The sequence below is a fragment of the Streptomyces sp. NPDC088794 genome (assembly GCF_044750545.1).
Classification (GTDB): domain Bacteria; phylum Actinomycetota; class Actinomycetes; order Streptomycetales; family Streptomycetaceae; genus Streptomyces.
In genome coordinates, this window is record NZ_JBIVKB010000002.1 from 165,448 (window position 1) to 190,554 (window position 25,107).

The window sequence follows — 25,107 nt, forward strand, 5'->3', positions numbered from 1 at the left end:
TGCTCGCGAGCCGGTGCTGTCCCCACAGCACGAGACCCATTGACCCGAGCGCTACGCGGCTAACTATCTGCCATGAGCCATGCACCGACCACTGTCTTCAAATCTCAATTCGGTCACAGCTGACGCGTACATCTTCCAAAATCTGGACAAACTGTTCGGGAGGAGAAGGCCGCGAAACGGACGTGTTACATGGGTATCGGGCGGGGATCTCCGCAATACGGACACCGGTCGCCGAAAAATCGGTTGCAAAAAGCCCGGGCGCCCCCAAGATCGGGACGCCCGGGCCTTGTTTGGCCGATAGTCGACCTTCGTCAGCTGTGCTTGGCCCGGCTCGCGGAGCGGGCGCGCTCACGGCCGTCCAGCACCACCTTGCGAATGCGAACGGACTCCGGGGTCACCTCGACGCACTCGTCGTCGCGGCAGAACTCCAGCGACTGCTCCAGGGAGAGCTTGCGCGGCGGGACGATCGCCTCGAACGAGTCGGCCGAGGACGACCGCATGTTCGTGAGCTTCTTCTCCTTGGTGATGTTCACGTCCATGTCGTCGGAGCGCGAGTTCTCGCCGACGATCATGCCCTCGTACACCTCGGTGCCGGGGTCGGTGAACAGCACACCGCGCTCCTGGAGATTCGTCATCGCGAACGCGGTGACGGCACCTGCGCGGTCGGCGACCAGCGAGCCGTTGTTACGGGTGGTCAGCGTGCCGAACCACGGCTCGTGACCCTCGTGGATGGAGTGCGCGATGCCCGTGCCGCGCGTGCCGGTCAGGAACTCGGTACGGAAGCCGATGAGCCCGCGGGAGGGCACGACGAACTCCATGCGGACCCAGCCCGAGCCGTGGTTGGACATGTTGTCCATCCGGCCCTTGCGGACGCCCATGAGCTGCGTGACCGCGCCCATGTGCTCCTCGGGCACGTCGATCGTCATGCGCTCGACCGGCTCGTAGACCTTGCCCTCGACGTCCTTGGTGACGACCTGGGGCTTGCCGACGGTCAGTTCGTAGCCCTCGCGGCGCATCTGCTCCACCAGGATGGCCAGCGCCAGCTCACCGCGGCCCTGCACCTCCCAGGCGTCGGGGCGCTCGGTGTCGAACACGCGGAGCGAGACGTTGCCGATCAGCTCGCGGTCCAGGCGGTCCTTGACCTGACGGGCGGTGACCTTGCGGTCCTTGACCGCGGCCTTCGCGGAGGCGCCCTTGCCGGTGCCGCCACGGCCGACCAGCGGCGAGGTGTTGGTGCCGATGGTCATCGAGATGGCCGGCTCGTCGACCGTGATCAGCGGCAGCGGGATCGGGTTCTCGGGGTCGGCGAGCGTCTCGCCGATCATGATGTCCGGGATACCGGCCACGGCGCAGATGTCACCGGGGCCCGCCATCTCGGCCGGCTTGCGGGTGAGCGCCTCGGTCATCAGCAGCTCGGTGATGCGCACGCTGGACATCGTGCCGTCGCGCTTGATCCACGTGACGGTCTGGCCCTTGCGCAGCTCGCCCTGCTCGACGCGGAGCAGCGCGATACGGCCGAGGAAGTTGTCGGCGTCCAGGTTGGTGACGTGCGCCTGGAGCGGGGCGGCCTCGTCGTACTGGGGGGCCGGGACGTGCGACAGGATCGTGGAGAAGAACGGCTCCAGGCTGTCGCTGTCCTGCGGGACCGTGCCGTCGTCGGGCTTGGTCAGCGAGGCCACACCGTCGCGCGCACACGCGTAGACGATGGGGAACTCGATCTGCTCCTCGTCCGCGTCCAGGTCCAGGAAGAGGTCGTAGGTCTCGTTGACGACCTCGTCGATCCGGGAGTCGGGGCGGTCCGTCTTGTTGATGCACAGGATGACCGGGAGGCGCTGCTGGAGCGCCTTGCGCAGCACGAAGCGGGTCTGCGGCAGCGGGCCCTCGGAGGCGTCGACGAGCAGCACCACCGCGTCCACCATCGACAGACCGCGCTCGACCTCGCCGCCGAAGTCGGCGTGGCCCGGGGTGTCGATGATGTTGATGGTGATGACATCGCTGCCATCCTTCGGGTGGTACTTGACGGCCGTGTTCTTGGCCAGGATCGTGATGCCCTTCTCACGCTCCAGGTCGTTCGAGTCCATCATGCGGTCGTCGAGCGACTCGGCGGCATGCGCGGCGAAGGCACCGGCCTGCTTGAGCATGGCATCGACCAGTGTGGTCTTGCCATGGTCGACGTGGGCGACGATGGCTACGTTGCGGATGTCGTGGCGCGTGGCCATGGTGTGGCGTTCTCCCGGAGTGTGAGGAAGGCCTACGCGTACGTCTGTGTTACGCGGACCCTGCCGGGCTGGACACGCCACGGCCTCACCCCATCCTACGGGCCTGAGCCAGGGGTGGCCTCCGCGGGCCGCTGCGCGGACCGCTCCGCCGGTCCGGCGGCCCCTGTCCCCCGCCCTCCGTACGCAGGCCGCCGCCCCGCTGGGATGCGGGGCGGCGGCTTTGGTCACATTCGTCGGACGCGTACAGGCTCTAGTCCTTGTCCGAGCTCGCCGAGGGGCGCTTCGCGCCCTTCTTCAGGAAGCCCATGTCCTCGTAGACCGGGGTCTGGAAGCCGAAGGCGCCGGCGTTGACCAGGTCCTTCCGGCCGGCCGTGAGCTGGGGGCGCTGGTAGAGCGGGATGGAGCCGGCGGCGGCCCAGATGCGGGAGTCGGCCTTGCGCAGCAGGTCGGCGCTCTCGTCGCCGTCGAGGGTGCCGACGGCCTGGTCGAAGAGCTGGTCGACCTGGTCGGTGCCGACGCGGGTGTAGTTCTGCTCGACGTTGAGGGACCCGTCGGCGGCCGGCACCGGCTTGGCGTAGACGGGCCGGGCATCGGTGGCGGGGAACGCGGAGGCGGGCCAGGAGTACAGCGCGAGGTCGTACTGGCCGGACGCGATGTGGTCCTTGAAGTAGCTGTCGTCGGAGACCTTGATGATCTCGGTCCTGATGCCGACCCGGTCCAGCATCGCGACGATCCGGTCCGCGACCGTGCGCAGCGTCGCCGACCCGGCCCCCGACGGGAGCACGAAGCGGAGCGTGAGCGGCTTGCCGTTCTTGGCCAGCGGCGCCGCCGCGGCACCCGGCGCGGGGGTGCCCTTGGGCGCGTACGCCCCGGGTGCGCCGCCCTGCTTCACCTGCTTCTCGGCGTACTGCTTGCCGTCGGCGAGGTGCGTGCCGCCCTTGTCCCCGCCGCTCTTCTTCCCGTGCGTGCCCTGGTGGTCCTTGGGGTCGGCCCTGCGCTCCCACTCGTGCTCCTGGGGCGCCTTGTCGTCCTCGCCGACGATGTAGGTCCCCTCGTCGCCGCCCGCGGACTCGTCGTCGGCCTTCTTCCCCTCGGGCCCGGCGCCCTTCTCCCCCTTCTTCTTCTCCTCCTTCAGGGGTCCGCCGGACACCCACCCGGCGTCCGCGAGCAGCGCCTGCGCCTCGCCCGTGTCCTGCCCGCCCAGCGCGCCGCTGTTGTCGGCGTAGGCGGCCTGCCCGGAGAGCGCGAGATGACTGCCCACCGGCACGGCGGGCAGCCCCAACGGCCCGAGCACGGCCTTGGCGAGCGCCTTCCGGTCCAGGGCCCGGGCCACGGCCCGGCGCACCCGCTCGTCGGCGAGCGGCCCCTCCGAACCGTTGAGGGCGAGCTGGGTGAAGGCGGGCTCCAGCGACTTGCGCACTTCGAAGGCGCGCAGCGCCTCCTGCTGCTTCTCGTACTTGGCGCCCTTCCTGCCCTGCTTCTTCAGCTGCTTCAGGGACTTCGCGGCGGCCCGCCCGGAGCCGGGCTCCGCCATCGGCGAGGCGCCCTGCAACGGCGTGTTCGTGCCCCCGGTCCGCCCCGCCAGGGCGATCCGGTCGACCGCCGAGGGGTCGATCTCGGCCAGGTCGATCTCCCCGTCGGCCAGCGCGGCGGCCCGCTCGTCGCGCGGTACGGCCTTCAGGACGATCCCGGAGAGCTTGGCGGGGTGGCCCCACCAGCGGGGATTGCGGGCGAGGGTGACCTGGTCGTCCTTGCGGTCGACCTTCTTGACGACGAAGGGCCCCGCCGTGACCTTGAGCTTGCGCCGGGCCCCGTCGTTGAACGAGTCCGGGGTGCCCATGACGCCCTTGGGATACAGCGGCGAGAACAGCGACTTCCAGTCGGCGTACGCCCGCCCGAAGGTGACCCTGACCTCAAGGTCGTTGGCCCCGCGCTCGATCTTCTCGATGCGCTCGTACCCGGCGTTGCGGGCGGTCCAGTACGCGCTGTCCTTCCCGGACAGGGCCCGCCACTGCGCGGCGAAGTCGGCGGCCCCGATCTCCCGGCCGTCGCTCCACACCGCCTGCTGGTTCAGCTTGTACAGCACGACCTGCTTGGGCTCGGTCTCGACGACCTTGGCGGACTCCAGGTAGTCGCCGTCGACCTGCGGACGCCCGTCCGCGTCCAGCCGGTACATGCTCGGCAGCGTCGCCTGCGCGATCCGCCCGGTGACCGGGTCGGCGTCCGACTGGAACGTGTTGAGCGTCTCCGGCACGTCGTCCACGGCCCACCGCAGCGTGCCGCCGTCGGCGACCAGCTCGCGGCCCGCCGGCGCGATCTCCTGTCCGGCGAGCGGCTTGCCCGCCGAGTCCTCGGAACTGCACCCGGCGACCGCCGGCACCGCGAGCACACCCGCGGTCAGGAAGGCGACCGAGCGCATGACCGCGCGCAGTCCGACGCCGTCGTGGGCCATCTCGTCTACCTCCGGGAGTGAGCCGCCGCAAACGATCACATTTGGCGGTATATGGAGCTGATCAGATCTATGCCGCCACTGAAGAGGAAAGGGTTCAGCAGACCGGGCCGACACGGCGGGGAGAGCACCGAAGCCCACCCATGCGGCGCAACGGCTCTGCTCCTACAGCCCTGGGCCGACCGCTCTGCGACCTGCCGGTCCGTGCAACTCCCAGCCCGTCCGGCGTTTGAGGACGAGGCCCTTGGGCCGAAGGGGGGTCTGGGGGCGCAGCCCCCAGAACGCGCGCCCCCACCCACCTCGCACGAGACAACGCACCGAACCCAATACGTGCACACCGCTTCCCACCGAGAGGTGTGACGCGCAACACTCGCAGGCGCATGAACGTTTACGTCCAGGGCACAGCCGCCCGCGGAAGTGAGGAAACGTCATGTCCGTGCACGACGAACTGACGCATGTCCAGCGCAGTCTCGACGAGCTGTTCCGGTCGGTCGGCCGACTGGAGAAACAGCTCGGCACAGCAGGCCTGGAGATGCGGCGCGTCCGCGCCGACGCCAACCACCTGCGCGAGAGCGTCGCGCTGCTGCGCGACGCGGCCTCCGCGCCGACCGCCCCCAAACGCCCCGATCTCCTCCCCATGTCCGACGCCCCGTACGACAACAGCCTGTGGACGGACTCGGACGACGAGGGACTCGGCGCCCGCGACCGCCGAGCCCCCTGAACCCGACCGGAGTCATGAGTTGGCCACTGGTACGGAACCCCATCCGAACAGCGGCGGCGTACGCACCGGTACGCGCGCCGCGATCGACGCGAACCACCTGCGCACCGACCGGTGGTGGCTGGCCCCCGCCGTCACCGCCGCGGGACTGCTGGCGTTCATCGTGTACTCGACGTGGCGGGCCTTCGCCGACACGAACTACTACTCGGCGCCCTACGTCTCGCCGTTCTACTCGCCCTGTCTGGCCGACCGCTGCGCGACCATGCACAACGGCCCCAACGCGGACCTCTTCGGCAGCTGGTGGGGCATCTCCCCCGCGATCATCATCCTGATCTTCCCGTTGGGCTTCAGGCTGACCTGCTACTACTACCGCAAGGCCTACTACCGGGGCTTCTGGGCGTCCCCGCCGGCCTGCGCGGTGGCCGAGCCGCACAAGAAGTACTCGGGCGAGACGCGGTTCCCGCTGATCCTGCAGAACGTCCACCGGTACTTCTTCTACGCGGCCCTGCTGGTCGCGGGCACGCTCACCTACGACACCGTGCTGACCTTCCGGGACGAGGACTACCACTGGGGCCACATGGGCCTGGGCACCCTCGTCTTCCTGGCCAACATCGTGCTGATCTGGGCGTACACCCTGTCCTGCCACTCCTGCCGGCACATCGTCGGCGGCAAGCTCAAGCACTTCTCCAAGCATCCCGTGCGCTACAAGGCGTGGAAGTTCGTGGGGAAGCTGAACAACCGTCATATGCAGCTCGCCTGGGCGTCGTTGATCAGCGTGGCGCTCGCGGACTTCTACGTGTACCTGGTCGCCTCCGGCGCTTTCGATGATCCGAGGTTCTTCTGATGTCCGTGGTCGACCGACAGGAGTGGGACGTCGTCGTGGTCGGCGCCGGTGGCGCGGGCCTGCGGGCCGCCATCGAGGCGCGCGAGCGCGGCGCCCGTACGGCCGTGATCTGCAAGTCGCTGTTCGGCAAGGCGCACACGGTGATGGCCGAGGGCGGCATCGCGGCGGCGATGGGCAACGTCAACTCCGGTGACAACTGGGAGGTCCACTTCCGCGACACCATGCGCGGCGGCAAGTTCCTCAACCAGTGGCGGATGGCGGAGCTGCACGCGAGCGAAGCACCGGACCGGGTATGGGAGTTGGAGACCTGGGGCGCCCTCTTCGACCGCACCAAGGACGGCCGCATCTCGCAGCGCAACTTCGGCGGCCACGAGTACCCGCGCCTCGCGCACGTCGGCGACCGCACCGGACTGGAGCTGATCCGCACCCTCCAGCAGAAGATCGTGTCCCTCCAGCAGGAGGACTTCCGCGAGACCGGCGACTACGAGTCCCGCCTCAAGGTCTTCCAGGAATGCACGATCACCAGGGTGTTGAAGGAAGGCGACCGCGTCTCCGGGGTCTTCGGCTACGAACGCGAGTCGGGCCGTTTCTTCGTCATCGAGACGCCCTCCGTGGTCATCGCGACCGGCGGCATCGGCAAGTCCTTCAAGGTGACGTCGAACTCGTGGGAGTACACGGGCGACGGCCACGCGCTGGCGCTGCTGGCCGGGGCGCCGCTCCTCAACATGGAGTTCGTGCAGTTCCACCCCACGGGCATGGTCTGGCCGCCGTCCGTCAAGGGCATCCTGGTCACCGAGTCGGTCCGCGGTGACGGCGGGGTGCTGCGCAACTCCGACGGAAAACGCTTCATGTTCGACTACATCCCCGACGTCTTCAAGGAGAAGTACGCCCAGTCGGAGGAGGAGGGCGACCGCTGGTACGAGGACCCGGACCACAACCGGCGCCCACCGGAGCTGCTCCCGCGCGACGAGGTCGCCCGGGCCATCAACTCCGAGGTGAAGGCGGGCCGCGGCTCCCCGCACGGCGGTGTCTTCCTGGACGTCTCCACCCGTATGCCGGCCGAGGTCATCCGGCGCCGACTGCCGTCCATGTACCACCAGTTCAAGGAGCTGGCGGACGTCGACATCACGGCGGAGGCGATGGAGGTCGGGCCCACCTGTCACTACGTGATGGGCGGCATCGCGGTCGACTCCGACACGGCCGCCGCGCGCGGGGTGCCGGGGCTGTTCGCGGCCGGCGAGGTGGCCGGCGGCATGCACGGCTCCAACCGCCTGGGCGGCAACTCCCTCTCCGATCTGCTGGTGTTCGGCCGCCGCGCGGGCTGGCACGCGGCCGAGTACGCGGCCGGCCTCACCGACGCGCGCCCGCCGGTGGACGAGGACCAGATCGACACGGCGGCGGCGGAGGCCCTGCGCCCCTTCTCCGCGGAGGGCCCCGCCCCCGGCGAGGACGACGGCCGCCCGCCCGAGAACCCGTACACCCTGCACCAGGAGCTCCAGCAGGCCATGAACGACCTCGTCGGCATCATCCGCCGCGAGGGAGAGATGGAGCAGGCGCTGGAGAAACTCGCGGATCTTCGGGTACGGGCCCGGCGGGCCGGCGTCGAGGGGCACCGGCAGTTCAACCCCGGCTGGCACCTCTCCCTGGACCTGCGCAACATGCTGCTGGTCAGCGAGTGCGTGGCCCGGGCCGCGCTGGAGCGCACGGAGTCGCGCGGCGGCCACACCCGCGAGGACCACCCCGCGATGGACCGCAAGTGGCGCAACATCAATCTCCTGTGCGCGCTCACCGACCCCACGGGCGATCTGTTCGCGACGGACCCCGTCAGCGGCCAGATCACCCTCACCCGCGAGACCACCGAACCCATCCGCGCCGACCTGCTCGCCCTCTTCGAGAAAGAGGAGCTGGTCAAGTACCTCGCCGAAGAGGAGCTCTACGAGTGAGCAGCTATGAGGCCGCCTTCAAGGTGTGGCGGGGTGACATCAAGGGCGGGGGCCTGGAGGACTTCAGGATCGAGGTCAACGACGGTGAGGTGGTGCTGGACATCATCCACCGCCTCCAGGCGACCCAGACCCCCGATCTCGCCGTGCGCTGGAACTGCAAGGCGGGCAAGTGCGGTTCGTGCTCCGCGGAGATCAACGGGCGGCCGCGGCTGATGTGCATGACCCGCATGTCGGTCTTCACGCGGGACGAGACGATCACGGTGACGCCGCTGCGCGCCTTCCCGGTCATCCGCGACCTGGTCACGGACGTCGGCTTCAACTACCAGAAGGCCAGGGAGGTTCCGTCCTTCGTACCGCCCGCCGAACTCGGTCCCGGCGAGTACCGCATGTTCCAGGAGGACGTGGACCGCTCGCAGGAGTTCCGCAAGTGCATCGAGTGCTTCCTGTGCCAGGACACCTGCCATGTGGTCCGTGACCACGAGGAGAACAAGACGGCCTTCGCCGGCCCGCGCTTCCTGATGCGGGTCGCGGAACTGGACATGCACCCCCTGGACGCGGCCGAGTCCACCGGCCTCGACCGCAAGGCCACCGCCCAGGAGGAACACGGCCTCGGCTACTGCAACATCACCAAGTGCTGCTCGGAGGTCTGCCCCGAGGGCATCCACATCACGGACAACGCGCTGATCCCCTTGAAGGAGAGGGCGGTCGACCGCAAGTACGACCCGCTGGTGTGGCTGGGCTCGAAGATCAGGAGGCGGTCGGCAGAAGGCTGAGTGCCTGCCCGAGGTTGTACTCGGCGATGCCGCGCATGAACTCCGGGTCCGGGAAGTCCCCGTCGAGCAGTCGGAGGGGACCGGCGACCAGGGAGAGATGCATGGCAAGGCGGTAGAGCCGGAGCCGGTCCTCGTCCAGGCCGGAAGTGCGGTCGCGGGTGCGGCCGGGGGTGCGCAGCATGTCGTAGTGCGGGCCGAAGCGGAGCCGCAGGAAGACGTGCTCCCACTCCACGTCGAAGTACATCAGGCCCTCGATGTCGATCAGGGCCGGGTGTCCGTCGGCGGTCACCAGGACGTGGTCCGGGCCGAGTTCGCCGTGGACGAGGGTGTACCGGTCGCGGGGGCGGACGGCGGCGGCCAGATCCCGTACGGCGTCCGCCAGTTCGGCACGGACGGCGGCCGCCCTTGGCTCGCGTGCGGCGATCTCCGCGATGTCGCCCAGGGCCCGCCCGGCGACCAGACCCTCGCACGAACTCCCCGTCGGTACACCACCGTTGTCGACGAGGGCCACCTTGCCGAAGGTCGGCCCCTGCTGGGCGTGCAGGGCGGTGAGCAGGTCGGCGAACCGCTCCAACGTCCCGGCCGCCGACCGGGGTTCGCGTCGCAGGGCCTCCTCCAGGCTGTCGCCCCGCACGTCCTCGACGATCGCCGCGTCGGCCGGGAGGTGGGTGTGCGTGGCGTCGGCGTACCGGAGGGCGGGGGTGCGGACGCCGGCTGCCGCGAGGCGGTCGTGCGCCGCGGTGAACAGGCCGAGGCCCGTGCCGTGGGAGAAGGGGTCCCGCGGGTCGGGGGGAGCGGCGTCCCAGTAGTCCTCGTCCGGCGACCAGACGTAGGCGACGGCGGTGGAGTCGTCGTCGAGGGTCAGCCGGTAGACGCCCTTCTTGGAGCCGCCGCGGAGGCGGGTGACCGCGGCGAGGGCGCGGTGGGGTCCGAGGGCGGCGCGGGTGAGAGGGGCGAGGTCGGTACGGGTCAGGTGCGTGCGCGGTTGCTGCGTAGGAGGTTGCTGGGGGCGGCTCACGACGTGTGTACCCAGTCCTTCCGGTAGGCCGTCCAGTCATCCTCCGTGGCGGCGAAGTCGACGTACAGGGCGACCCCGAAGCGGGCGCGGTCGGGGTCCGTGCGGGTCAGGCCCAGGCGGATGCCCCGGACGGCGGCGGGGACGGTCTCGGCGTGGCCCCAGTGGTCGAAGTTGCTCTCGTAGTAGAAGGGCAGGCCCATGAGGAGGTCGGTGGATTCCGGGGTGACCTCCAGGGCGAGCGAGGTCTGCTGGGCGATGTAGCCGCCGTAGAGGCTCTCCAGAGGTTGTGCCGTGTCGTACGACATGACGGCGATCTGGTCGACCCGGCGGGCCACCTGGCCGAAGAACGCCTGCGACCACCACTTGGGGTGCTCGGTGAAGACGCCCCAGACCGAGTGGAGGGAGGGGAGCGGGTCGATCTGGTGGGCGGCGACGGAGAGGAGGGCGTGACGGGACTCGGTGACCGCGTGCAGTCTGTCGAGAAGGTCGAGGTAGTCGCCGTCGCCGGAGTGGAGGGGTTCGAGGTCGAAGTGGGCGCCCTCGAAGCCGGCGGCGAGGATCTGGCGGGTCGAGGCGACGATCGCGGTGCGGGTCGCCGCGCGTTCCAGATGCAGGCCGTCCGGGCCCTCGGTGGCGAGTACGTCGCCCAACCAGGCCTGGACACGGACGCCGGGCAGTTCGCGGTGGACCGACTCGATCAGCCAGGCGGCCTTGGGGTAGTCCGACTCCGGAAGGGTGCCGTCGTGCTCCAGGGGTCCTGAATGGACGTACAGGTCGCGGATACCGGTGCCCTTGAGACGGCGGGCGAGGGCTGCCAGGTCCGCGTCCGTCTTCCGGCCGTCGACCCAGGCGTGGCCGAGCCAGATCGCGTCGCGGTTCCGGGTGTACGTGCCGCTGGCCGGGTCTCCGGTGTAGTTGAGGCGGAGGGCGGTCCCGGCGGCGAGGACGGGCAGGAGGAAGGCCAGGAACAGGGCGAGGGCGGTGAGTCCGAGACGACGGCGCCATGGTCTGCGCGGGCTTTCCGGCCTTTCGGGAGCGGCGGCCCCCTCGGCTTCCAATGCTCCGGAGCCCTCGACCGACTCCTCTTGCTGCTCCTCCTCCTGCTGCTCTTCCTGCTGTTCCTCCTGCTGCTCCGGCACGCCGTCCCCCTCCGTCATCGCCTTCGCCCGCCGCCTCCCCGGCCCCCACCCTTGCCCCACCCCGGTCGCGCGCCCGCATTCCTGCTCATACGCTCCGAAATGTGACGTCATCCTTGATTCGAGGTCGGCCGCGGCGGGCCGGGCGGGCTCATATATCCGTGCGGGTGGTGCACACCCTGGTGGGCGGTTTCGCCGGGGTGGTGTGGCTGGTGCTGCCGGGGATGACGATCAACGCCGCCGTGCCGGTTCCGGCGGCCCGCACGACCCAGGACACGGCGACAGCGCCCGAGACCGCGTCCGCCGCGCAGGCGGAGGACGAGAAGTCCACCGTCGACCTGGTGCTGCCGCTGGTCGCCGTGGGAGCCGCGATCGTGCTCGCCGGCTACGGATACGTACGACGCACCCGCCGGGCGAAGAACCGCACCACCCCCGCGCGAATATCCGCCCTCCCCTCCCCCGCCGAACCCCCAATCCCCGAACTCGACGAGCGCGCACGGGCGTTGCTCAGCGAGGCCGACGACTGGGTGCGCACCAGCCGGGAGGAACTCGGGTTCGCGACGGCACGGTTCGGAGAGCCGGCGGCCGAACCCTTCACGAAGGTGCTGCGGGACGCCGAGGCGGAACTCTCGGCCGCGTTCCGCATGCGCCGGCAGTACGACGACGGCGTCCCGGAGGACGGGACGGCCCGGCGGCACGCGCTCGCCGGCATCGTCGGCCGGTGCCAGGAGGCGGGGCGGGTGCTGGACGCCGAGACCCCTGCCTTCGACCGGCTGCGGGGGCTGGAGCGGGGCGTGGGCGAAGCCCTGGAGATCGCGGAGACCCGGTTCCGGGAACTGGCCGGCCGCACCGGCGCCACGGAGACGACGCTCACGGAACTCGGCGACCGGTACGGCCCGGCGGCGGTCGACCGCGTCACGGGCTACGTCGAACACGCCAAGGACCGCCTGGTCTTCACCACCTCCCGCCTCAACGAGTCCCGCCAGACCGCCTACCGGGGCGAGAGCCGACGAGCGATCCGCCACCTGCGCGAGGCCGAGGGCGCGGTGACGCAGGCGGCCGAGTTCATCGACGCCGTCGACGACCTGGCCACCGACCTGGCGAGAGCTGAGGACCTGCTCCCGACGGCACTGACGGGCGCGGAGGCGGAACTGGCGGAGGCGCGGGGCGCCGCGCGGGCAGCGGGGGACCAGAAACGTCCGCCGCGGCGGGGCGCCGGGACACGGAAGCAGTCGCCCGTAGGGGAAATCGGCGACGCGTGGGCACATCCGCCCGAGGAGATCGCCGGGGCGCGGCAGCAAGCACCCGCGGTCTCCGCCCGGGCGCGGCAGCAGTCGACCGGGCAGGCCGCCGGAGCCCCAGGGAACCCGGCCACCGTCACCCGCCGGTCGGCCGACATCGAAGACACCGCGTCGCTCGCGGACACCGGCCCCCGCGCCGTCGCCCAGGTCACGCCCGCCCTCACCCCCTCCGAGCTCCACGCCCGCCTCTCCCGGGCCGACCTCGTCCTGGCCGCCGTACGGGAAGAGGTGACCGGTGGGCCGTACGACCCGGTCGACGCCCTGCGCAGGGTCGTGGGGGCGGTGCTGCCGGTCACCGGCGGGTCGGCCGGGGTGCTGGCGGTGGCCGCGTCGTTCGTGGCGGGGTCGAGTGTGCGTGGTGCGGACGGTTTCGTCTCGACGCACCGGGGTGTCGTCGGTGCCGGCGCCCGGACCCGGCTCGCGGAGGCGGTACGGCTGCTCGGCGCGGAGCCCGCCGACCCGCTCGCCGCCGACGCCCTGGCCCGCGAGGCCCGTGCGCTCGCGGAGCGGGACGTGCGGGCGCACGGCAATCCGGTCGCGGGCGCGGCCGAGCACGCGAGCGGGCTCGCGGGGGCGGTCCTCGGCGAGGTCCTGCTGGACGGGGGCACGCCCCCGAGCTTCGGCGGCCCGCGCACCCGGGCCCGGCACGACGACGCCGACCTTCCCTGACCCGGCCGACCGCCCCTGCTCCTGTCCTCTGCCCCTGCCCCTGCCCTGCCCTGCCCTGCCCTGCCCTGCCCTGCCCCCGGAGGGAACCGGTCAGAAGAGGCTCAGCAACGCCTCCGCCGGATCCGTAGGCCCCGTCTCCCCGTCCGGCAGCGGGAGTTCGAACCACACCGTCTTGCCGCGAGGCGTCCGGCGGGAGCCCCAGGCCGCGCTCAGGAGACCCACCAGCTGGAGACCACGGCCGCCCTCGTCCGTGTCGCGGGCGCGGCGGCGGCGGGGCTGGACCAGGCCGGAGTCCCAGACCTCGCAGACGAGGGTGCGGTCGAGGAGGAGGCGGAGCCTGATGTCGCCCTCGCCGTAGCGGAGGGCGTTGGTGACGAGTTCGCTGACGAGCAGTTCCGTCGTGTCGACCAGCGGTTCGAGGTCCCAGGTCAGCAGCTGCCCGCGGGCGTACTCGCGGGCCTTGCCGACGCTGCGCGGCTCGCGCGGGAGGGTCCAGTCGCCGACCGAGTCGGCGGGCAGGCCTTGGACGCGGGCCATGAGAAGGGCGATGTCGTCCTCGCCGTGGTGGCTGTCGAGGGTGTTGAGGACGTGGTCGCAGACGTCCTCCAGCGGGAGGGTGGGGTCCGTGAGGGCGCCGACGAAGGCCTGGAGGCCCTCGTCGAGCGGGTGGTCGCGGGATTCGACCAGTCCATCCGTGTAGAGCGCGAGCAGCGCGCCCTCGGGCAGTTCGACCTCCACCTCCTCGAACGGCTCCCCGCCGACCCCGAGCGGCATGCCCGGCGGCACGTCGAGCATCAGGGCGTCCTCGCCGGGTTCGACCAGGACGGGCGGCAGATGGCCCGCGTTGGCGAAGGTGCAGCGGCGGGTGACGGAGTCGTAGACGGCGTAGACGCAGGTCGCGAGGTACACCTCGGACAGGTCGGCCTCGCGGGGGCGGCGCGCGGCACGGGTGGCCTGCTGGACTCCGCCGGGGGCGCCGAGGCCGCGGGCGATCTCGTCCAACGCGCTGAGCACCTCGGCCGGTTCGAGGTCGAGCAGGGCCAGCGTGCGGACGGCGGAGCGGAGTTCGCCCATCGCGACTGCCGCGCGCAACCCGCGGCCCATGACGTCGCCGACCACCAACGCCGTGCGGTGACCGGGCAGTTCGATGACGTCGAACCAGTCGCCGCCGACCTCGCTGGGCCGGTCGGCGGAGGAGTTGCCGGGCAGATAGCGACAGGCGATGTCCAGGCCGGAGGCGACCGGGTCGCCGGGCGGCAGCAACGACCGTTGCAGTATCAGCGCCCGCTCGTGCTCGCGCCGGTACAGCCGGGCGTTGTCGATACAGACCGCGGCCCGCGCGGCCAGCTCGACGGCGAGATCCCGGTCCCGGTCCCCGAACGGCTCGCTCCCCTTGGTCCGCGCGAACTGCGCGAGGCCTACGACGGTGTCGTGGGCGACCATCGGCACGGCCAGCGTGGACTGGACGAGACCGCCCTCCTCGGGCGGGATGCTCTGCGTGCGGGCGGTGCGCAGGGCGTCCGCGCACAGCGAGTTGAACGAGAAGTGGTGCACGGCGCCGACCGGGACCGGGTCGCCTGAGCCGGGCAGCGGCGCGTCCGAGACGGCGCTGGCGAACGCGACCCGGCGCAGCTCCGCGCTGCCGTCGGCGAGGCCCGGCGGGGTCTCGTCGCCGGCCAGCAGGCCCTGGTAGAGGTCGACGGTGGCGAGGTCGCAGAAGCCGGGGACGACGACGTCGAGGAGTTCGCGGGCCGTGGTCTCCAGGTCGAGGGAGTTGCCGATGCGGGCGCCGGCCTCGTTCAGAAGGGCGAGATTGCGCCGTGCGGCGGCCGCTTCCCGGGCGGCGGCACGGCGGGCGGTGATGTCGGTTCCGAGCCAGGCGATGCCGATGGGACGGCCGCTGCCGCTGTGCACGCGGTAGAGGTTGATGGACCAGTGCCGGCGCTCGTCGGAGCCCGGCAGGAAGCCGGTGACGTGCATGTCCGTGATGGAGTCGCCGGTCTCCAGGACGCGGCGCAGGGTCGCGGTGACCCGCTCGGCCTCGGGGCGCGGCAGATAGTCGGACACGCCCATGCCGCGGTGGTCGTCGGGCGTACCGCCGAAGAGGCTGGCGAACCGCATGTTGGCGCGGCGGACCCGCAGGTCCGGGTCGATCAGCAGAAACCCGAAAGGAGATTGGCCGAAAATCGCCTGCGAGGCGGCGAGGTCGGTCTCGATGCTGCGCAGGGTGCGCACGTCCACGACGATGCAGACGGCGGCCTTCTCGCCCTCCTCGGTCCGCGTCGGCATGACGTAGACCTCGGCGAGGCCCTCCCGTCCGCCCTCGCCGTCGACCGTCTCCGGCACCCGGAAGGGGACCACTCCGGTCCACTCGCGCCCGTCGAGGATCTCGGCCATCTTCCGCTGGCCCTGCTCGCGCAGGTCGGAGTCGATGAACGCCTCGATGGGATCCATGCCCACGGCGTGCTCGGCGGGGATCCCGAAGAGCTGCTCGGCCCGCAGGCTCCACTGGTCGACCAGCCCGTCGGGGCCGATGGAGAAGGACGCGACCTTGATGTAGTCGTAGATCGAGCCGGGCGGGCTGCTCTGCCACATGGCGTCGTAGGGCGGCGCCTCGTCGGAGCCGAACCCGATGTCGTGCCGGCCCGCGCCGGAGAAGGACCCGGAGGAGGACAGCGCCGAGCCACCCGTGGCTCCACGCCTCACGTCGGCCGCGGCATCACCCGCGGCCTCCGTCCTCGCGCCGTCCGACGGGTCCTCGGACCCCGTGGCCTTCGCTGGTATCTCGCTCACGCGAACCGTCCCCTCCAGCTCACCGCGTCCGGCACCGGTCACCGGGGGCGGCTGCCCGCAGTATCCAGCACTACGGCGCCGCACAACACGGTGTTCACGATCACAGCACGGTCCCGACGGTTTTCGGTCCGGACCGTGACAACACTTCCAGTCTTCTAACCAGCCCACACGTCGTCGAATCACGCTCGTCGACAACTGCCACTGGCCTGAACCAGCCACTGGACAGCGCGAAGGCCCCCGTACAGGGTTCCGCCGGACAGTTCCGGCCCGTGCGCACAGGGTTCGTGCGCGGGATCCGCAGAAGGACACGCTCGGGGACGGGTGCGCGGTTCACCCGGGCACCGCCAGTTCGAACCACACCGTCTTGCCGGCCTCGCCGGGGCGGGTGCCCCAGCGACGCGAGGAGAGGGCGACCAGTTGCAGACCCCGGCCGCTCTCGTCCTCGGCGCGGGCCACGCGCTCGCGGGGCGGGTCGGGCAGCGGGTCGGAGACCTCCACGAGCAGCACGCCCCCGAGCCGATCGGGACGGACCAGACGGACGCCGATGGGGCCGGTGGCGTGCCGCAGGGAGTTGGTCACCAGCTCGCTGACCAGCAGCGCGGCGAGATCACCGAGGGTGTCGAGGTCCCACTCGTGCAGTTGCCGGCGGACGGCGGCGCGGGCGCTGCGGACGGCGCCGGGCTCCGCGGGAAAGCTCCACTCGGCGCCTTCGCCTTCGGTGTCGCTCACGCCGATCACTTCCCAGGCCGACAAGCCCACGCATGTCCGGTTTCGTGGGGTTAATGGGCACATACCCGATATCCGGCGCACAGTACCGTCCGTAGCGGCGCACTGTGGCACGAACGGCGTAGGGGGCGCCCGGTCCGGGCGCCCCGGTCTCGCCGCGCGCTCGCCCCGCACCCCGCGCTGTTCCCCCGCCACCCGGACGCGTACTCCGTCGCTACTCGGACACGTACCCCGTCACGAGCCGGGCAGCCACTTCCCGGACGGCGGGCACGTCGGGGTCGAGCCAGTCCACGTCCCAGAGCTCGCCCGGGCCCAGCCAGCGCAGCTCGTCGTGGTCCTCGAGGGGCTCGGGTCCCGCGGAGCCGGGGAGCAGCCGGGCGGTCCACACCTGGAGGGCGTACGGCGGGCGCAGGGGCCACTGTCCGGGGACGCGCTCGACGGGCTCGGCGTCCACGCCGAGTTCCTCGCGCAGCTCGCGCACCAGGGCCGCCTCGGGCGCCTCGCCCTCCTCGACCTTGCCGCCGGGCAGCTCCCAGCGCCCGGCAAGTTCGGGGGGCGCGCTGCGGCGCGCGGCGAGCAGGCGACCGCCGTCGAGCAGGGCGGCCCCCACCACGATCCGTTCCGTCATGCGCGGGAGCCTACGGGAGCCCGAAGATCCGGGCCTCCCTGGAGTTCGGCCCGGCAGCGGGCCTCAGTTGGCGGTGCTCGTACCGCTCTGTCCGTTCTGGCCGAGCTGCTCGACCCAGTACAGCTGCTTGTGTCCGCGGTCGTCGAGGCTGTCCGCGATCTTCTGGGCCTCGGCCCGGGTCGCGTACCTGCCGACGCGGTAGCGATTGCCGTTGTCGTCCTGCCGTATGACGAGCCAGGGAAGAGTGATCGTGCCGTCGTTCATCAAGCCCCGCCCCTCCGTCCCACCCCAGCAGCTCCGCCGCCCAACCGCGGCTCGTGCTGTGCCCCGCCCGCTAAGGAAACCGCAATCCGCATATGCCCGAGCCTACGCCTAACCTTCACGCAGCGAATACGGCTTTTCACAAAGAGGTACGCAACCGGCCAGAGTGAAGGGGGCGCGCGACACGGTACGCGCCGCCCGCGGCCACCGACGCATCCGGTCAGGGGCATCTCGGGCAGTCGTGAGCGACCTGCGAGAACGACCGGATTCCACCGGCGGTCGACGGGGTCGCAGGGGCGCGCGGCGGGGGTACGGACCGGGGCCCGCGGGGGCGGGCGCCGCAAAGGTGTGCGCTACTTCACCGGCAGGTGGTACGAGATCCGGTAGCGGTCGGCCGGGACCACCACGTCCGCGGTCTCGACGGGGCGGCCCGAGGCGTAGAACGTGCGCTGGATGACCAGGACGACATGTCCGGGGACGCCCCCCAGGGCGTGCAGCTCCTCGGCGAGGCCGGGGCGGGCGCCGACCTCCTCGGTGACGTTGTCCACGATCACGTCGATCGCTGCCATGCGCTCGACGACGCCCATGCCGCCCAGCGGGCCCTCCTCGGGGAGCATCACCGGTGTGCGGCCGGTGACCGCGAGGGGCTCCCAGGAGGTGGAGAGCATCATCGCCTCGCCGGCCTCCCGGAACACGTAGCGCGTGCACATCACGCGGTCGCCGGGGTGCAGCCCGAGCCGCTCGGCGACGGCGCCGCTCGCCTCGGCCTGCTCGCTGCGCGACTCCCACGTGCCACGCGTCTCGCCGTCGGCCTGCTCCTGGCGGAACGGCGTGGCCCCGCCGTCCGGGCGGTAGCCGGAGCGGGAGACGCTGCGCGGCACGGGCCGCTCGCGCACATACGTCCCCGAGCCGGAGCGGCCCTCGACCAGACCCTCGGCCATCAGCACCTTGCGGGCCTCCAGCGCGACCGTGTCCGAGACGCCGTACTCCTCGCGGATCCGGGCCTGGGACGGCAGGCGGGTGTGCGGTGGCAGCGACCCGTCGGTGATCTTCTTGCGGAGATCACCCGCGACGCGCAGGTACGCCGGCTGCTCACCGAAAGTCACTGGCCGCTCCCATCAGGTTGTACAGACAGCAACAGCGTGGCAACCGTGGGTTCGACCATGCAAGCAAAGGCCAGAGAATCACCCGATGTGATGACTTGTTCCGGGGAAAGCCTTTACGCAGGCACTTTCTCCCCGCTATGGGAGCCGTCACACCTCAAGACCGGAGTCACCTTCCCCGTCGCCCCCGCCGCCGTCCGTGTCCCCGTCCGAGGGCGGGGTGGTGGCCAGGCCCAGAGCTTCGCGGGCGGTGAGGGAGTGGTCCGGCGTGGAGAGCGTCAGGATCCGGTCGTACGACACGTAGAAGGCGTCCGCGTCCTCGGCCGCCGCCGCCCGCTCCCACTCCTGCCGGATGGTCCCCAGCTCCGCCGCGACCTTCCCGACCGGCTTGTCCGCCCCGGCCGGCCAGCGGTGACCGCGCAGCTGACGTGCCTCCTGGGTGAGCGCGGTCGCCATCCGGTCCGCCCACTTCCGGTTGGCCGCGAGGTCGTCGTCGGGGCTGTCCACGGGCTGGCCGTCCATGGCCCTGTTCCCGAGGTTGACGGCCATGAGATAGGCGCGCTGGTCGGCGTCCAGGTTCGCCGCGTCGTTGCGCAGCGACCCGGTCAGGCTCGCCGTCTCGTCGGTGTTGCCGAACACGCAGGTGATCTCGCGGTCGCCCAGCCGCCAACTGTCCCGGGTCGGGGTCAGGTAGTAGATGTCGACGTAGTCCGGTACGGCCCACTGGTCCATGGCGTAGTCGTAGCGGAGCGCGTAGCAGCGCGTGTCGGCGATGTCGGTGACCTTGTCGTCCCCGGGGTAGGCGGCGGAGTCCCCGTACCCGGGTATCCGGAGGGCCGCGAAGACCTCGCCGTCGTGCTCGCCCGCGCAGGTCACCTGATCGACGTCGTAGGCGAAGCCCTCCAGGGAGCCGCTGGGGGTGTCGAAGCACTCGCCCTTGGCGAGGGTGTAGGCGCTGCCGTTGTCGCGGGCGGTGTCCTTGACACCGTCCCACATGTCGTTCAGGCCGCCGGTGGCCAGCACCAGGACCCACAGCGTGAGGCCGAAGGCCGACAGCGCGGACCCGGTGACGGCCATCCCCCTGCCCCGCTCGCCCTTCCGCTTGATCTGCGCGAGCGCGACCAGACCCAGCACGAGCCCGACGCCCGGGACGCAGCACAGGATGCCGAGCACCAGGGAGGCGATGGCCACGCCGTTGACGGGGGCGGGCTGCCCGTACGGACCGTACGGGCCCTGGCCCTGGCCCCAGGGCTGCTGCGGGTACGGGTAGCCGTAGGGGCCCTGCTGGTACGGCCCTTGGGGCTGCGGGGGCCCTGGGGGCGGGGGTATGGACAAGAGTGCCGCGCTCCTGGGGTGGGCTGTGCTGAACGGTCGTACGACTGGCGCATGGTAAGCGGGAGACGGGCGGGGGCGGAATGGGGCCCGGCCCCTGGTCCGCGCAGGTCAGTCCGTCGGCTCCTTGACCGGCTCGCCCGCCAGTCTGCGCTGCTCCTCCTCGACGATCCGGCGTGCGATGCCGCCGTCGGTGACGTCGATGGCGTCCGGGGTGGACTCGGCGGTGTCGCTGCGGCGGGCGTAGGCGTCGAAGAGGCGGGTCTTGTTCTCCAGGATGCGCAGCAGGCGTTCGTCCACGCTGTCGGTCGCGAGCAGGCGGTGCACCTGGACCGGGCGGACCTGGCCCATGCGGTGGGCGCGGGCCACGGCCTGGTGTTCCAGGGTGGGTTTGACCTGCGGCTCGCACAGGATCACCACGGACGCGGCCTGGAGGTTGAGCCCGACGCCGCCGGCCTCGATCTGCGACAGCAGCACCGCGTGTCCCTCGGCGGCCGTGAACTCGTCGACCATCCGCTGTCTGCGGGCGGCCGGGACGGAGCCGGATACGGGCCCGAACTGCGGCTCCGGCAGGGCCTGTCGGACCGTTTCCAGGACATCGCGGAAGTAGGAGAACACGACCACCTTGAGGTCGTTCGCCGCGGCCTCCGCGACCAGTTCGCGCAGCCGCTGGAGCTTCGCGGACTTCTCCGCGTCGACGTAGGCGGCTCGGCGCATCGCCATGAAGTTCCCCTCGGCGACGGCCGCGCGGTAGGCCAGCCGGTCCGCGGCGCCGAACGCCTCCCACTCGTCGACCTGGAGCAGCGCGGGCAACTCGGTGAGCACGTCCTGCTGATTGCGGCGCAGGTAGGCGGGCGCGACGGACTTGCGGAAGGCGTACGGGCCGGCCACCGCGGCGCTGTCGCGTATCTGCGGAACCAGCTCAGGGCGGAGATAGCGGACCAGGGCGCGGAACTCCTCGACGCGGTTCTCCATGGGGGTGCCGGTGAGGAACAGGACGCGGTCGCACTGCCCGGTCCAGCCGGCGATCGCGCGGGCGCGGCGGGTGTCGGGGTTCTTCACGTAGTGCGCCTCGTCGACGACGAGCATCGCGGGCCCGGTGCCGTTCGGGGCGGGCAGGGTGTGCAGCACGTCGAAGGTGGTGAGGGCGACGCCGCCGCGCTCGCGCCACTCGGCGAAGGCGTCCTGGCGGTCCGGGCCGTGCACCGGCAGGGCCCGGAGCGTGCTGCGGGAGCCGATCTCGCGGGTCCAGTTGATCAGCACGCTGGCCGGGCAGACCACCAGGAAGTGGCTGTCCCCGCGCGCGGCGAGGTGGGCCAGCGCGGCGATGGCCTGGACGGTCTTGCCCAGGCCCATCTCGTCGCCGAGGACGACCCGGCGCTGGGCGAGGGCGAACCGGGCGCCGAAGGACTGGTAGCCGCGCAGCGAGACCCGGCGGTGGGTGTCGTCCAGCGGCTGGGCGCGCACCCGCTCGGCGACGTCCGCCGGCAGGAAGCCCTCGGCGGCGGCCTCGTCGCTGCTGTGCTCGCCGGCCTCGGCGAGCTGGCTGTAGTACTCGGCGGACCGCAGCTCGAAGTCGACCCAGGCCTCGATGTCGGCGGCCGGGCCGCGCAGCAGGTCGGTGGAGGCCTGGGCCAGTTGGAGGCCGGTGCTGCGGGCGGCGGGCCCGGAGGTCAGCTCGCGCAGCTCCGCCGTCGCCGCGAGGGCGGCCTCTCTGCGGCGGCGGCCGGCGAGCGCGAGGCGGACCCGGCTCGTCGCCGGGCGGGCGGCGGGCAGCAGTTCGCGGAGTCTGCGGTCGAGGCGTGCGGCGGTGTCCACGGCGCGGCGCAGCTCGGGTCCGGCCTCGACCAGTCGGTGCAGGGCGACGACGAGGGCGGTGGTGCGGGGTTCGGGGTGATCGACGTCGACCCGGACCGCGACGGTCTGCTCGACCTCGCGGGCGATCTGCCGGGCGGCGGCGAGCACCTGGTCGGCGGTCTGCGCGCCGACGCCGGGAATCTGGCGCAGGTCGTACCGGCTCGCGTCGTGCACCGCGCGCACGGTGGTCAGCCCCGCCGCCTCGACGGCCGCCAGCCGCAGCCGGCCCTCGGTGGCGTCCTTGAGCCGGGCGACCGGGATGGACCCGAGCGCCTCGGCGACGAGCTCGTCCCGCAGCGGCGCCATCGCGGACCGCACGGCCTCCAGCGCGCGGGCGTGATCGTCGAGCACGGCACGCGCGGCCCCGTACAGCCGCGTGCCCTCCGCGAACACCCCCCGGGCCCGCCGCCCCACCGGCGCGTCCGTCTCCGACGCCCCCGCCACCTCCTCGCCCCGCGCCATTGCGCCCCTCATCCGCCGTCCGCCCCGTTACGCCCATCTTGGCACCGGGGACTGACATCGGGGTGCCCCCGGCGCTCAACCCTGCACGGACAAGGCCAGCCGCACCAGGCCGGGGAGCTTCGGTGAGCGCCCTGCGGCGAAGGTCGGCTCATCCACGGACGTATCCCACCGACCCAACCGATCCACCCGATTCACCTGATCCGTCTGATCCCACTGATCCGACTGATCCGACTGATCCGACTGATCCGACTCGTCAATCGTCTGTGTCACCCCTGCCGCCCAAGTCACCCGAGTCGTGAAACCCCGTCGCCCTGGTGCGCTTCTGCCAGGTCTCGACCTCCTCGCGCACCTGGTCGAGGTGGTCCAGGACCGCGCTGACGCCGTCGTCGCCCAGGGGCAGCCGGAGCGGGGTGCTGCCCGATTCCAGGGCGGCCAGGATCAGGGCCGCCGCCTTGGCCGGGTCGCCCGCCTCGCCGTCGAAGCCGGCCCGCACCATCGCGCGCGTGCCGCCCACCGTGGCGTACACACGGCTGTCGGCACTGGCCCGCGTCCCGTCGTACAACGACGTACGGAAGGCACCCGGCTCCACGACGAGGACCTTGATGCCGTACTCCGCGACCTCGCCGACGAGCGCCTCGGACATGCCCTCCAGGGCGAACTTGCTGCCGCTGTAGGCCGAGAAGCCGGGGTAGGAGGTCTGCCCGCCCTGGCTGCTCATCTGCACGATCGCGCCGGAGCGCCGCGCGCGCATGTGGGGCAGGACCGCGCGGACCAGCGCCGCCGGGCCGAACACGTGCACGTCGAAGAGGTCGCGCAGTTCCTCGTCGGTGGTCTCCTCGAAGGCGCCGACATGGCCGCGGCCCGCGTTGTTGACCAGGACGTCGATCCGTCCGTGCCGCGCGACCACGTCCCGTACCGCGGGCTCCGCGGCGGTCGTGTCGGCGACGTCGAGCCGGAGCGCCTCCACCTGGTCGGGGTGGGCGGCCACGAGGTCGGCCATGGCCTCGGGCCGGCGCGCCGCGCCGATCACCACGTCACCGTCGGCCACGGCCGCTTCCACGAGCGCCCGGCCGAGCCCGCTGCTCGCGCCGGTCACCAGCCACACCTTGTTCATGTCGTTCTCCGTCCCCATCCCCGTCCCCGTCACTGGGTCGTCCGTGAACCACCGTGCCGCCAGGGGTGGTTGCCCGTCCAAGACCTTCGGTGATAACCGATGGGCATGACCACGGACGTACATGTGCGGGACCTGCGTTACTTCGTCACGGTGGCCGAGGAACTGCACTTCACGCGCGCGGCCGAGCTGCTCTACGTCTCGCAGCCCGCGCTGAGCAAGCAGATCCGGTCCCTGGAACGGCAGTTGGGCATCGAGCTGCTGCGCCGCGACCGGCACGGGGTCGCGCTCACGGCGGCGGGCGCGGCGCTCCTGCCGTACGCGCGCCGGGTGTTGGCCGACTGGGCCGAGGCCGCGGTCGCGGTGGCCGAGGCGCGGGCCGCGGAGCGCAGCACGCTGGTGGTGGGCATGAGCACCAGCCCGGGCCGCGGCGGCCTGCTGCCCGCGATCCGCTCCCGCTTCACGGCCGCGCACCCCGAGGCGGTCGTGCGGCTGCGCCAGGTGAGTTGGGAGGATCCGACCGCGGGCCTGGCGGCCGGGGACGCCGATGTCGCCTTCGTCTGGCTGCCGTTGCCCGACGAGACCCGCTACGCGTGGACGGTCGTCGCCGAGGAGCCCCGCCTGGTCGCCCTCCCCCGCACCCACCCGCTCGCCGCCCGCGCCGGGATCGACTTCGCCGACCTGGCCGACGAGCCCTTCCTCGCCCTCCCGCACAGCGCGGGCCCGCTGCGCGACCACTGGCTCGCCCTGTCCGACCGCGGCGGCCGCCCGCCCCGGATCGGCGCGGAGGTCGCGGGCACGGAGGAGACGTACGAGGCCCTCGTCGCGGGCCTCGGCATCTGCCTGGTGGCCGCGGGCAACGCCCCGCTCATCACCCTGGGCGACGTCGTCACCCGCCCGGTGCGCGGCATCTCCCCCAGCCGTTACGCCCTCGCCTGGCGCCGGGACGACGACCGGCCCCTGGTACGGGCGTACGCGGAGGTCTGCCGGCACGTGAAGGGCGACGCGTAGCGCCCGGCTACGGCTTGGCCCGCACCAGCCCGGCGTCGTACGCCATGATCACCGCCTGGATGCGGTCGCGGGCGCCGATCTTGGCGAGGACGCGGCCGACGTGTTTCTTGACCGTGGACTCCGTCAGGACGAGGTGGTCGGCGATCTCCGTGTTGGTCCAGCCCTGGGCGACGGCGACGAGGACCTCGCGCTCGCGGTCGCTGAGGGCGCGCAGCACGGGGTGGTCCTGAGCGGGCGGGTCGGCGGGGGCGAGGACCTGGTGGGCGTAGGCGTCCAGGAGGCGGCGGGTCAGGCGGGGGGCCACGACGGCGTCGCCGGTGGCGACCGCGCGGATGCCGGCGACGAGTTCCTCGGGGCGCGCGTCCTTGAGCAGGAAGCCGCTGGCTCCGGCCCGCAGGCCCTCGTAGGCGTACTCGTCGAGGTCGAAGGTGGTCACGATGAGGATGCGGGTACGGCCGCCGGCCGCGACGATCCGGCGGGTGGCCTCCAGTCCGTCCATGCCGGGCATGCGGATGTCCATGAGGACGACGTCGGGCCGGAGTTCGGCGGCCATCCGGACAGCCTCGGCACCGTGCTCGGCCTCCCCGACCGCGGTCAGTCCCGGAGTCCCCTCGATGAGCATCCGAACGCCCATGCGCTGCAACGGCTGGTCGTCGGCGACGAGCACGGTGGTCATGACAGCGGGTCTCCCGGCAGTACGTCGAACACGACGCTCGCGATCCAACCTCGGCCGGCGCCACCCGGACGGCGAGC

The 25,107-nt window shown here is 71.9% G+C and carries 19 protein-coding genes; 6 read left to right on the forward strand and 13 right to left on the reverse strand.

The features are described 5' to 3' along the window. Positions 1-311: 311 nt before the first annotated feature. Entirely contained in the window at positions 312-2,219 is a 1,908-nt protein-coding gene (gene typA, locus ACIP6U_RS05325; protein WP_401713298.1) for a translational GTPase TypA, read from the reverse strand. A gap of 250 nt (positions 2,220-2,469) precedes the next feature. Further along, a complete protein-coding gene (locus ACIP6U_RS05330; protein ID WP_401713301.1) occupies positions 2,470-4,671 on the reverse strand; it encodes an ABC transporter family substrate-binding protein in 2,202 nt (733 codons plus the stop codon). Positions 4,672-5,098: 427 nt separating this feature from the next. Between ACIP6U_RS05330 and ACIP6U_RS05335 the strand changes: the two genes are divergently transcribed. From ACIP6U_RS05335 to ACIP6U_RS05350, 4 genes are read left to right on the forward strand one after another with little or no spacing between them, the layout of a single operon-like run. Continuing rightward, positions 5,099-5,389 carry a hypothetical protein gene (locus tag ACIP6U_RS05335; RefSeq protein ID WP_123997959.1) on the forward strand — a complete coding sequence of 97 codons (291 nt, stop codon included), beginning with the start codon at positions 5,099-5,101 and terminating at the stop codon, positions 5,387-5,389. Between the two features lie 19 nt (positions 5,390-5,408). Next, the gene (locus ACIP6U_RS05340; protein WP_401713305.1) at positions 5,409-6,230 is read left to right on the forward strand and encodes a hypothetical protein; all 822 of its coding nucleotides are present in this window, start codon (positions 5,409-5,411) and stop codon (positions 6,228-6,230) included. Continuing rightward, positions 6,230-8,173, forward strand: coding sequence for a fumarate reductase/succinate dehydrogenase flavoprotein subunit (locus ACIP6U_RS05345; RefSeq protein WP_401713308.1), 1,944 nt, complete (start codon positions 6,230-6,232; stop codon positions 8,171-8,173). Before ACIP6U_RS05340 ends, ACIP6U_RS05345 begins: the two co-directional genes overlap by 1 nt. Then, complete coding sequence (locus ACIP6U_RS05350) at positions 8,170-8,946, forward strand: succinate dehydrogenase/fumarate reductase iron-sulfur subunit (RefSeq protein WP_401713311.1); 777 nt, start codon at positions 8,170-8,172, stop codon at positions 8,944-8,946. Before ACIP6U_RS05345 ends, ACIP6U_RS05350 begins: the two co-directional genes overlap by 4 nt. Here the strand turns inward: ACIP6U_RS05350 and ACIP6U_RS05355 are convergent. Beyond that, positions 8,921-9,964: a phosphotransferase family protein gene (locus ACIP6U_RS05355; RefSeq protein ID WP_401713314.1), complete on the reverse strand. Its 1,044-nt coding sequence runs from the start codon at positions 9,962-9,964 to the stop codon at positions 8,921-8,923. The genes ACIP6U_RS05350 and ACIP6U_RS05355 overlap by 26 nt on opposite strands. Then, the gene (locus ACIP6U_RS05360; protein WP_401713317.1) at positions 9,961-11,103 is read right to left on the reverse strand and encodes a hypothetical protein; all 1,143 of its coding nucleotides are present in this window, start codon (positions 11,101-11,103) and stop codon (positions 9,961-9,963) included. The genes ACIP6U_RS05355 and ACIP6U_RS05360 overlap by 4 nt, the downstream gene beginning before the upstream one ends. 164 nt (positions 11,104-11,267) lie before the next feature. On the opposite strand from ACIP6U_RS05360, the gene ACIP6U_RS05365 reads away from it, so the two are divergent. Then, the gene (locus ACIP6U_RS05365) at positions 11,268-13,070 is read left to right on the forward strand and encodes a hypothetical protein (RefSeq protein ID WP_401713320.1); all 1,803 of its coding nucleotides are present in this window, start codon (positions 11,268-11,270) and stop codon (positions 13,068-13,070) included. A 90-nt stretch (positions 13,071-13,160) separates the two neighbouring features. On the opposite strand, the gene ACIP6U_RS05370 is transcribed toward ACIP6U_RS05365, so the two are convergent. The 8 genes from ACIP6U_RS05370 to ACIP6U_RS05405 all read right to left on the reverse strand — a co-directional run bounded on the left by ACIP6U_RS05370 (position 13,161) and on the right by ACIP6U_RS05405 (position 23,346). Next, positions 13,161-15,863 (reverse strand): SpoIIE family protein phosphatase, encoded by a 2,703-nt coding sequence (locus ACIP6U_RS05370; RefSeq protein ID WP_401713322.1) that lies wholly within the window; start codon positions 15,861-15,863, stop codon positions 13,161-13,163. A 330-nt stretch (positions 15,864-16,193) separates the two neighbouring features. Beyond that, on the reverse strand, positions 16,194-16,655 hold the full coding sequence (locus tag ACIP6U_RS05375) for an ATP-binding protein (RefSeq protein ID WP_401713325.1): 462 nt from the start codon (positions 16,653-16,655) through the stop codon (positions 16,194-16,196). A gap of 148 nt (positions 16,656-16,803) precedes the next feature. Beyond that, positions 16,804-17,217 carry a (deoxy)nucleoside triphosphate pyrophosphohydrolase gene (locus ACIP6U_RS05380; RefSeq protein WP_401713328.1) on the reverse strand — a complete coding sequence of 138 codons (414 nt, stop codon included), beginning with the start codon at positions 17,215-17,217 and terminating at the stop codon, positions 16,804-16,806. 63 nt (positions 17,218-17,280) lie between these two features. Continuing rightward, a complete protein-coding gene (locus ACIP6U_RS05385; RefSeq protein WP_401713331.1) occupies positions 17,281-17,481 on the reverse strand; it encodes an SPOR domain-containing protein in 201 nt (66 codons plus the stop codon). 350 nt (positions 17,482-17,831) lie between these two features. Further along, a complete protein-coding gene (locus tag ACIP6U_RS05390; RefSeq protein ID WP_401713334.1) occupies positions 17,832-18,584 on the reverse strand; it encodes a GntR family transcriptional regulator in 753 nt (250 codons plus the stop codon). Positions 18,585-18,731: 147 nt separating this feature from the next. Further along, positions 18,732-19,916: a DUF4190 domain-containing protein gene (locus ACIP6U_RS05395; RefSeq protein ID WP_401713337.1), complete on the reverse strand. Its 1,185-nt coding sequence runs from the start codon at positions 19,914-19,916 to the stop codon at positions 18,732-18,734. Between the two features lie 108 nt (positions 19,917-20,024). Continuing rightward, positions 20,025-22,232: a DEAD/DEAH box helicase gene (locus tag ACIP6U_RS05400; RefSeq protein WP_401713340.1), complete on the reverse strand. Its 2,208-nt coding sequence runs from the start codon at positions 22,230-22,232 to the stop codon at positions 20,025-20,027. A 253-nt stretch (positions 22,233-22,485) separates the two neighbouring features. Beyond that, positions 22,486-23,346 (reverse strand): SDR family NAD(P)-dependent oxidoreductase, encoded by an 861-nt coding sequence (locus tag ACIP6U_RS05405; RefSeq protein WP_401713343.1) that lies wholly within the window; start codon positions 23,344-23,346, stop codon positions 22,486-22,488. Positions 23,347-23,445: 99 nt separating this feature from the next. Between ACIP6U_RS05405 and ACIP6U_RS05410 the strand changes: the two genes are divergently transcribed. Further along, on the forward strand, positions 23,446-24,354 hold the full coding sequence (locus ACIP6U_RS05410) for a LysR family transcriptional regulator (RefSeq protein ID WP_401713345.1): 909 nt from the start codon (positions 23,446-23,448) through the stop codon (positions 24,352-24,354). A gap of 7 nt (positions 24,355-24,361) precedes the next feature. On the opposite strand, the gene ACIP6U_RS05415 is transcribed toward ACIP6U_RS05410, so the two are convergent. Then, positions 24,362-25,030, reverse strand: a complete 669-nt coding sequence (locus ACIP6U_RS05415) for a response regulator (RefSeq protein WP_401713348.1) — start codon at positions 25,028-25,030, stop codon at positions 24,362-24,364. Positions 25,031-25,107: the final 77 nt, after the last annotated feature.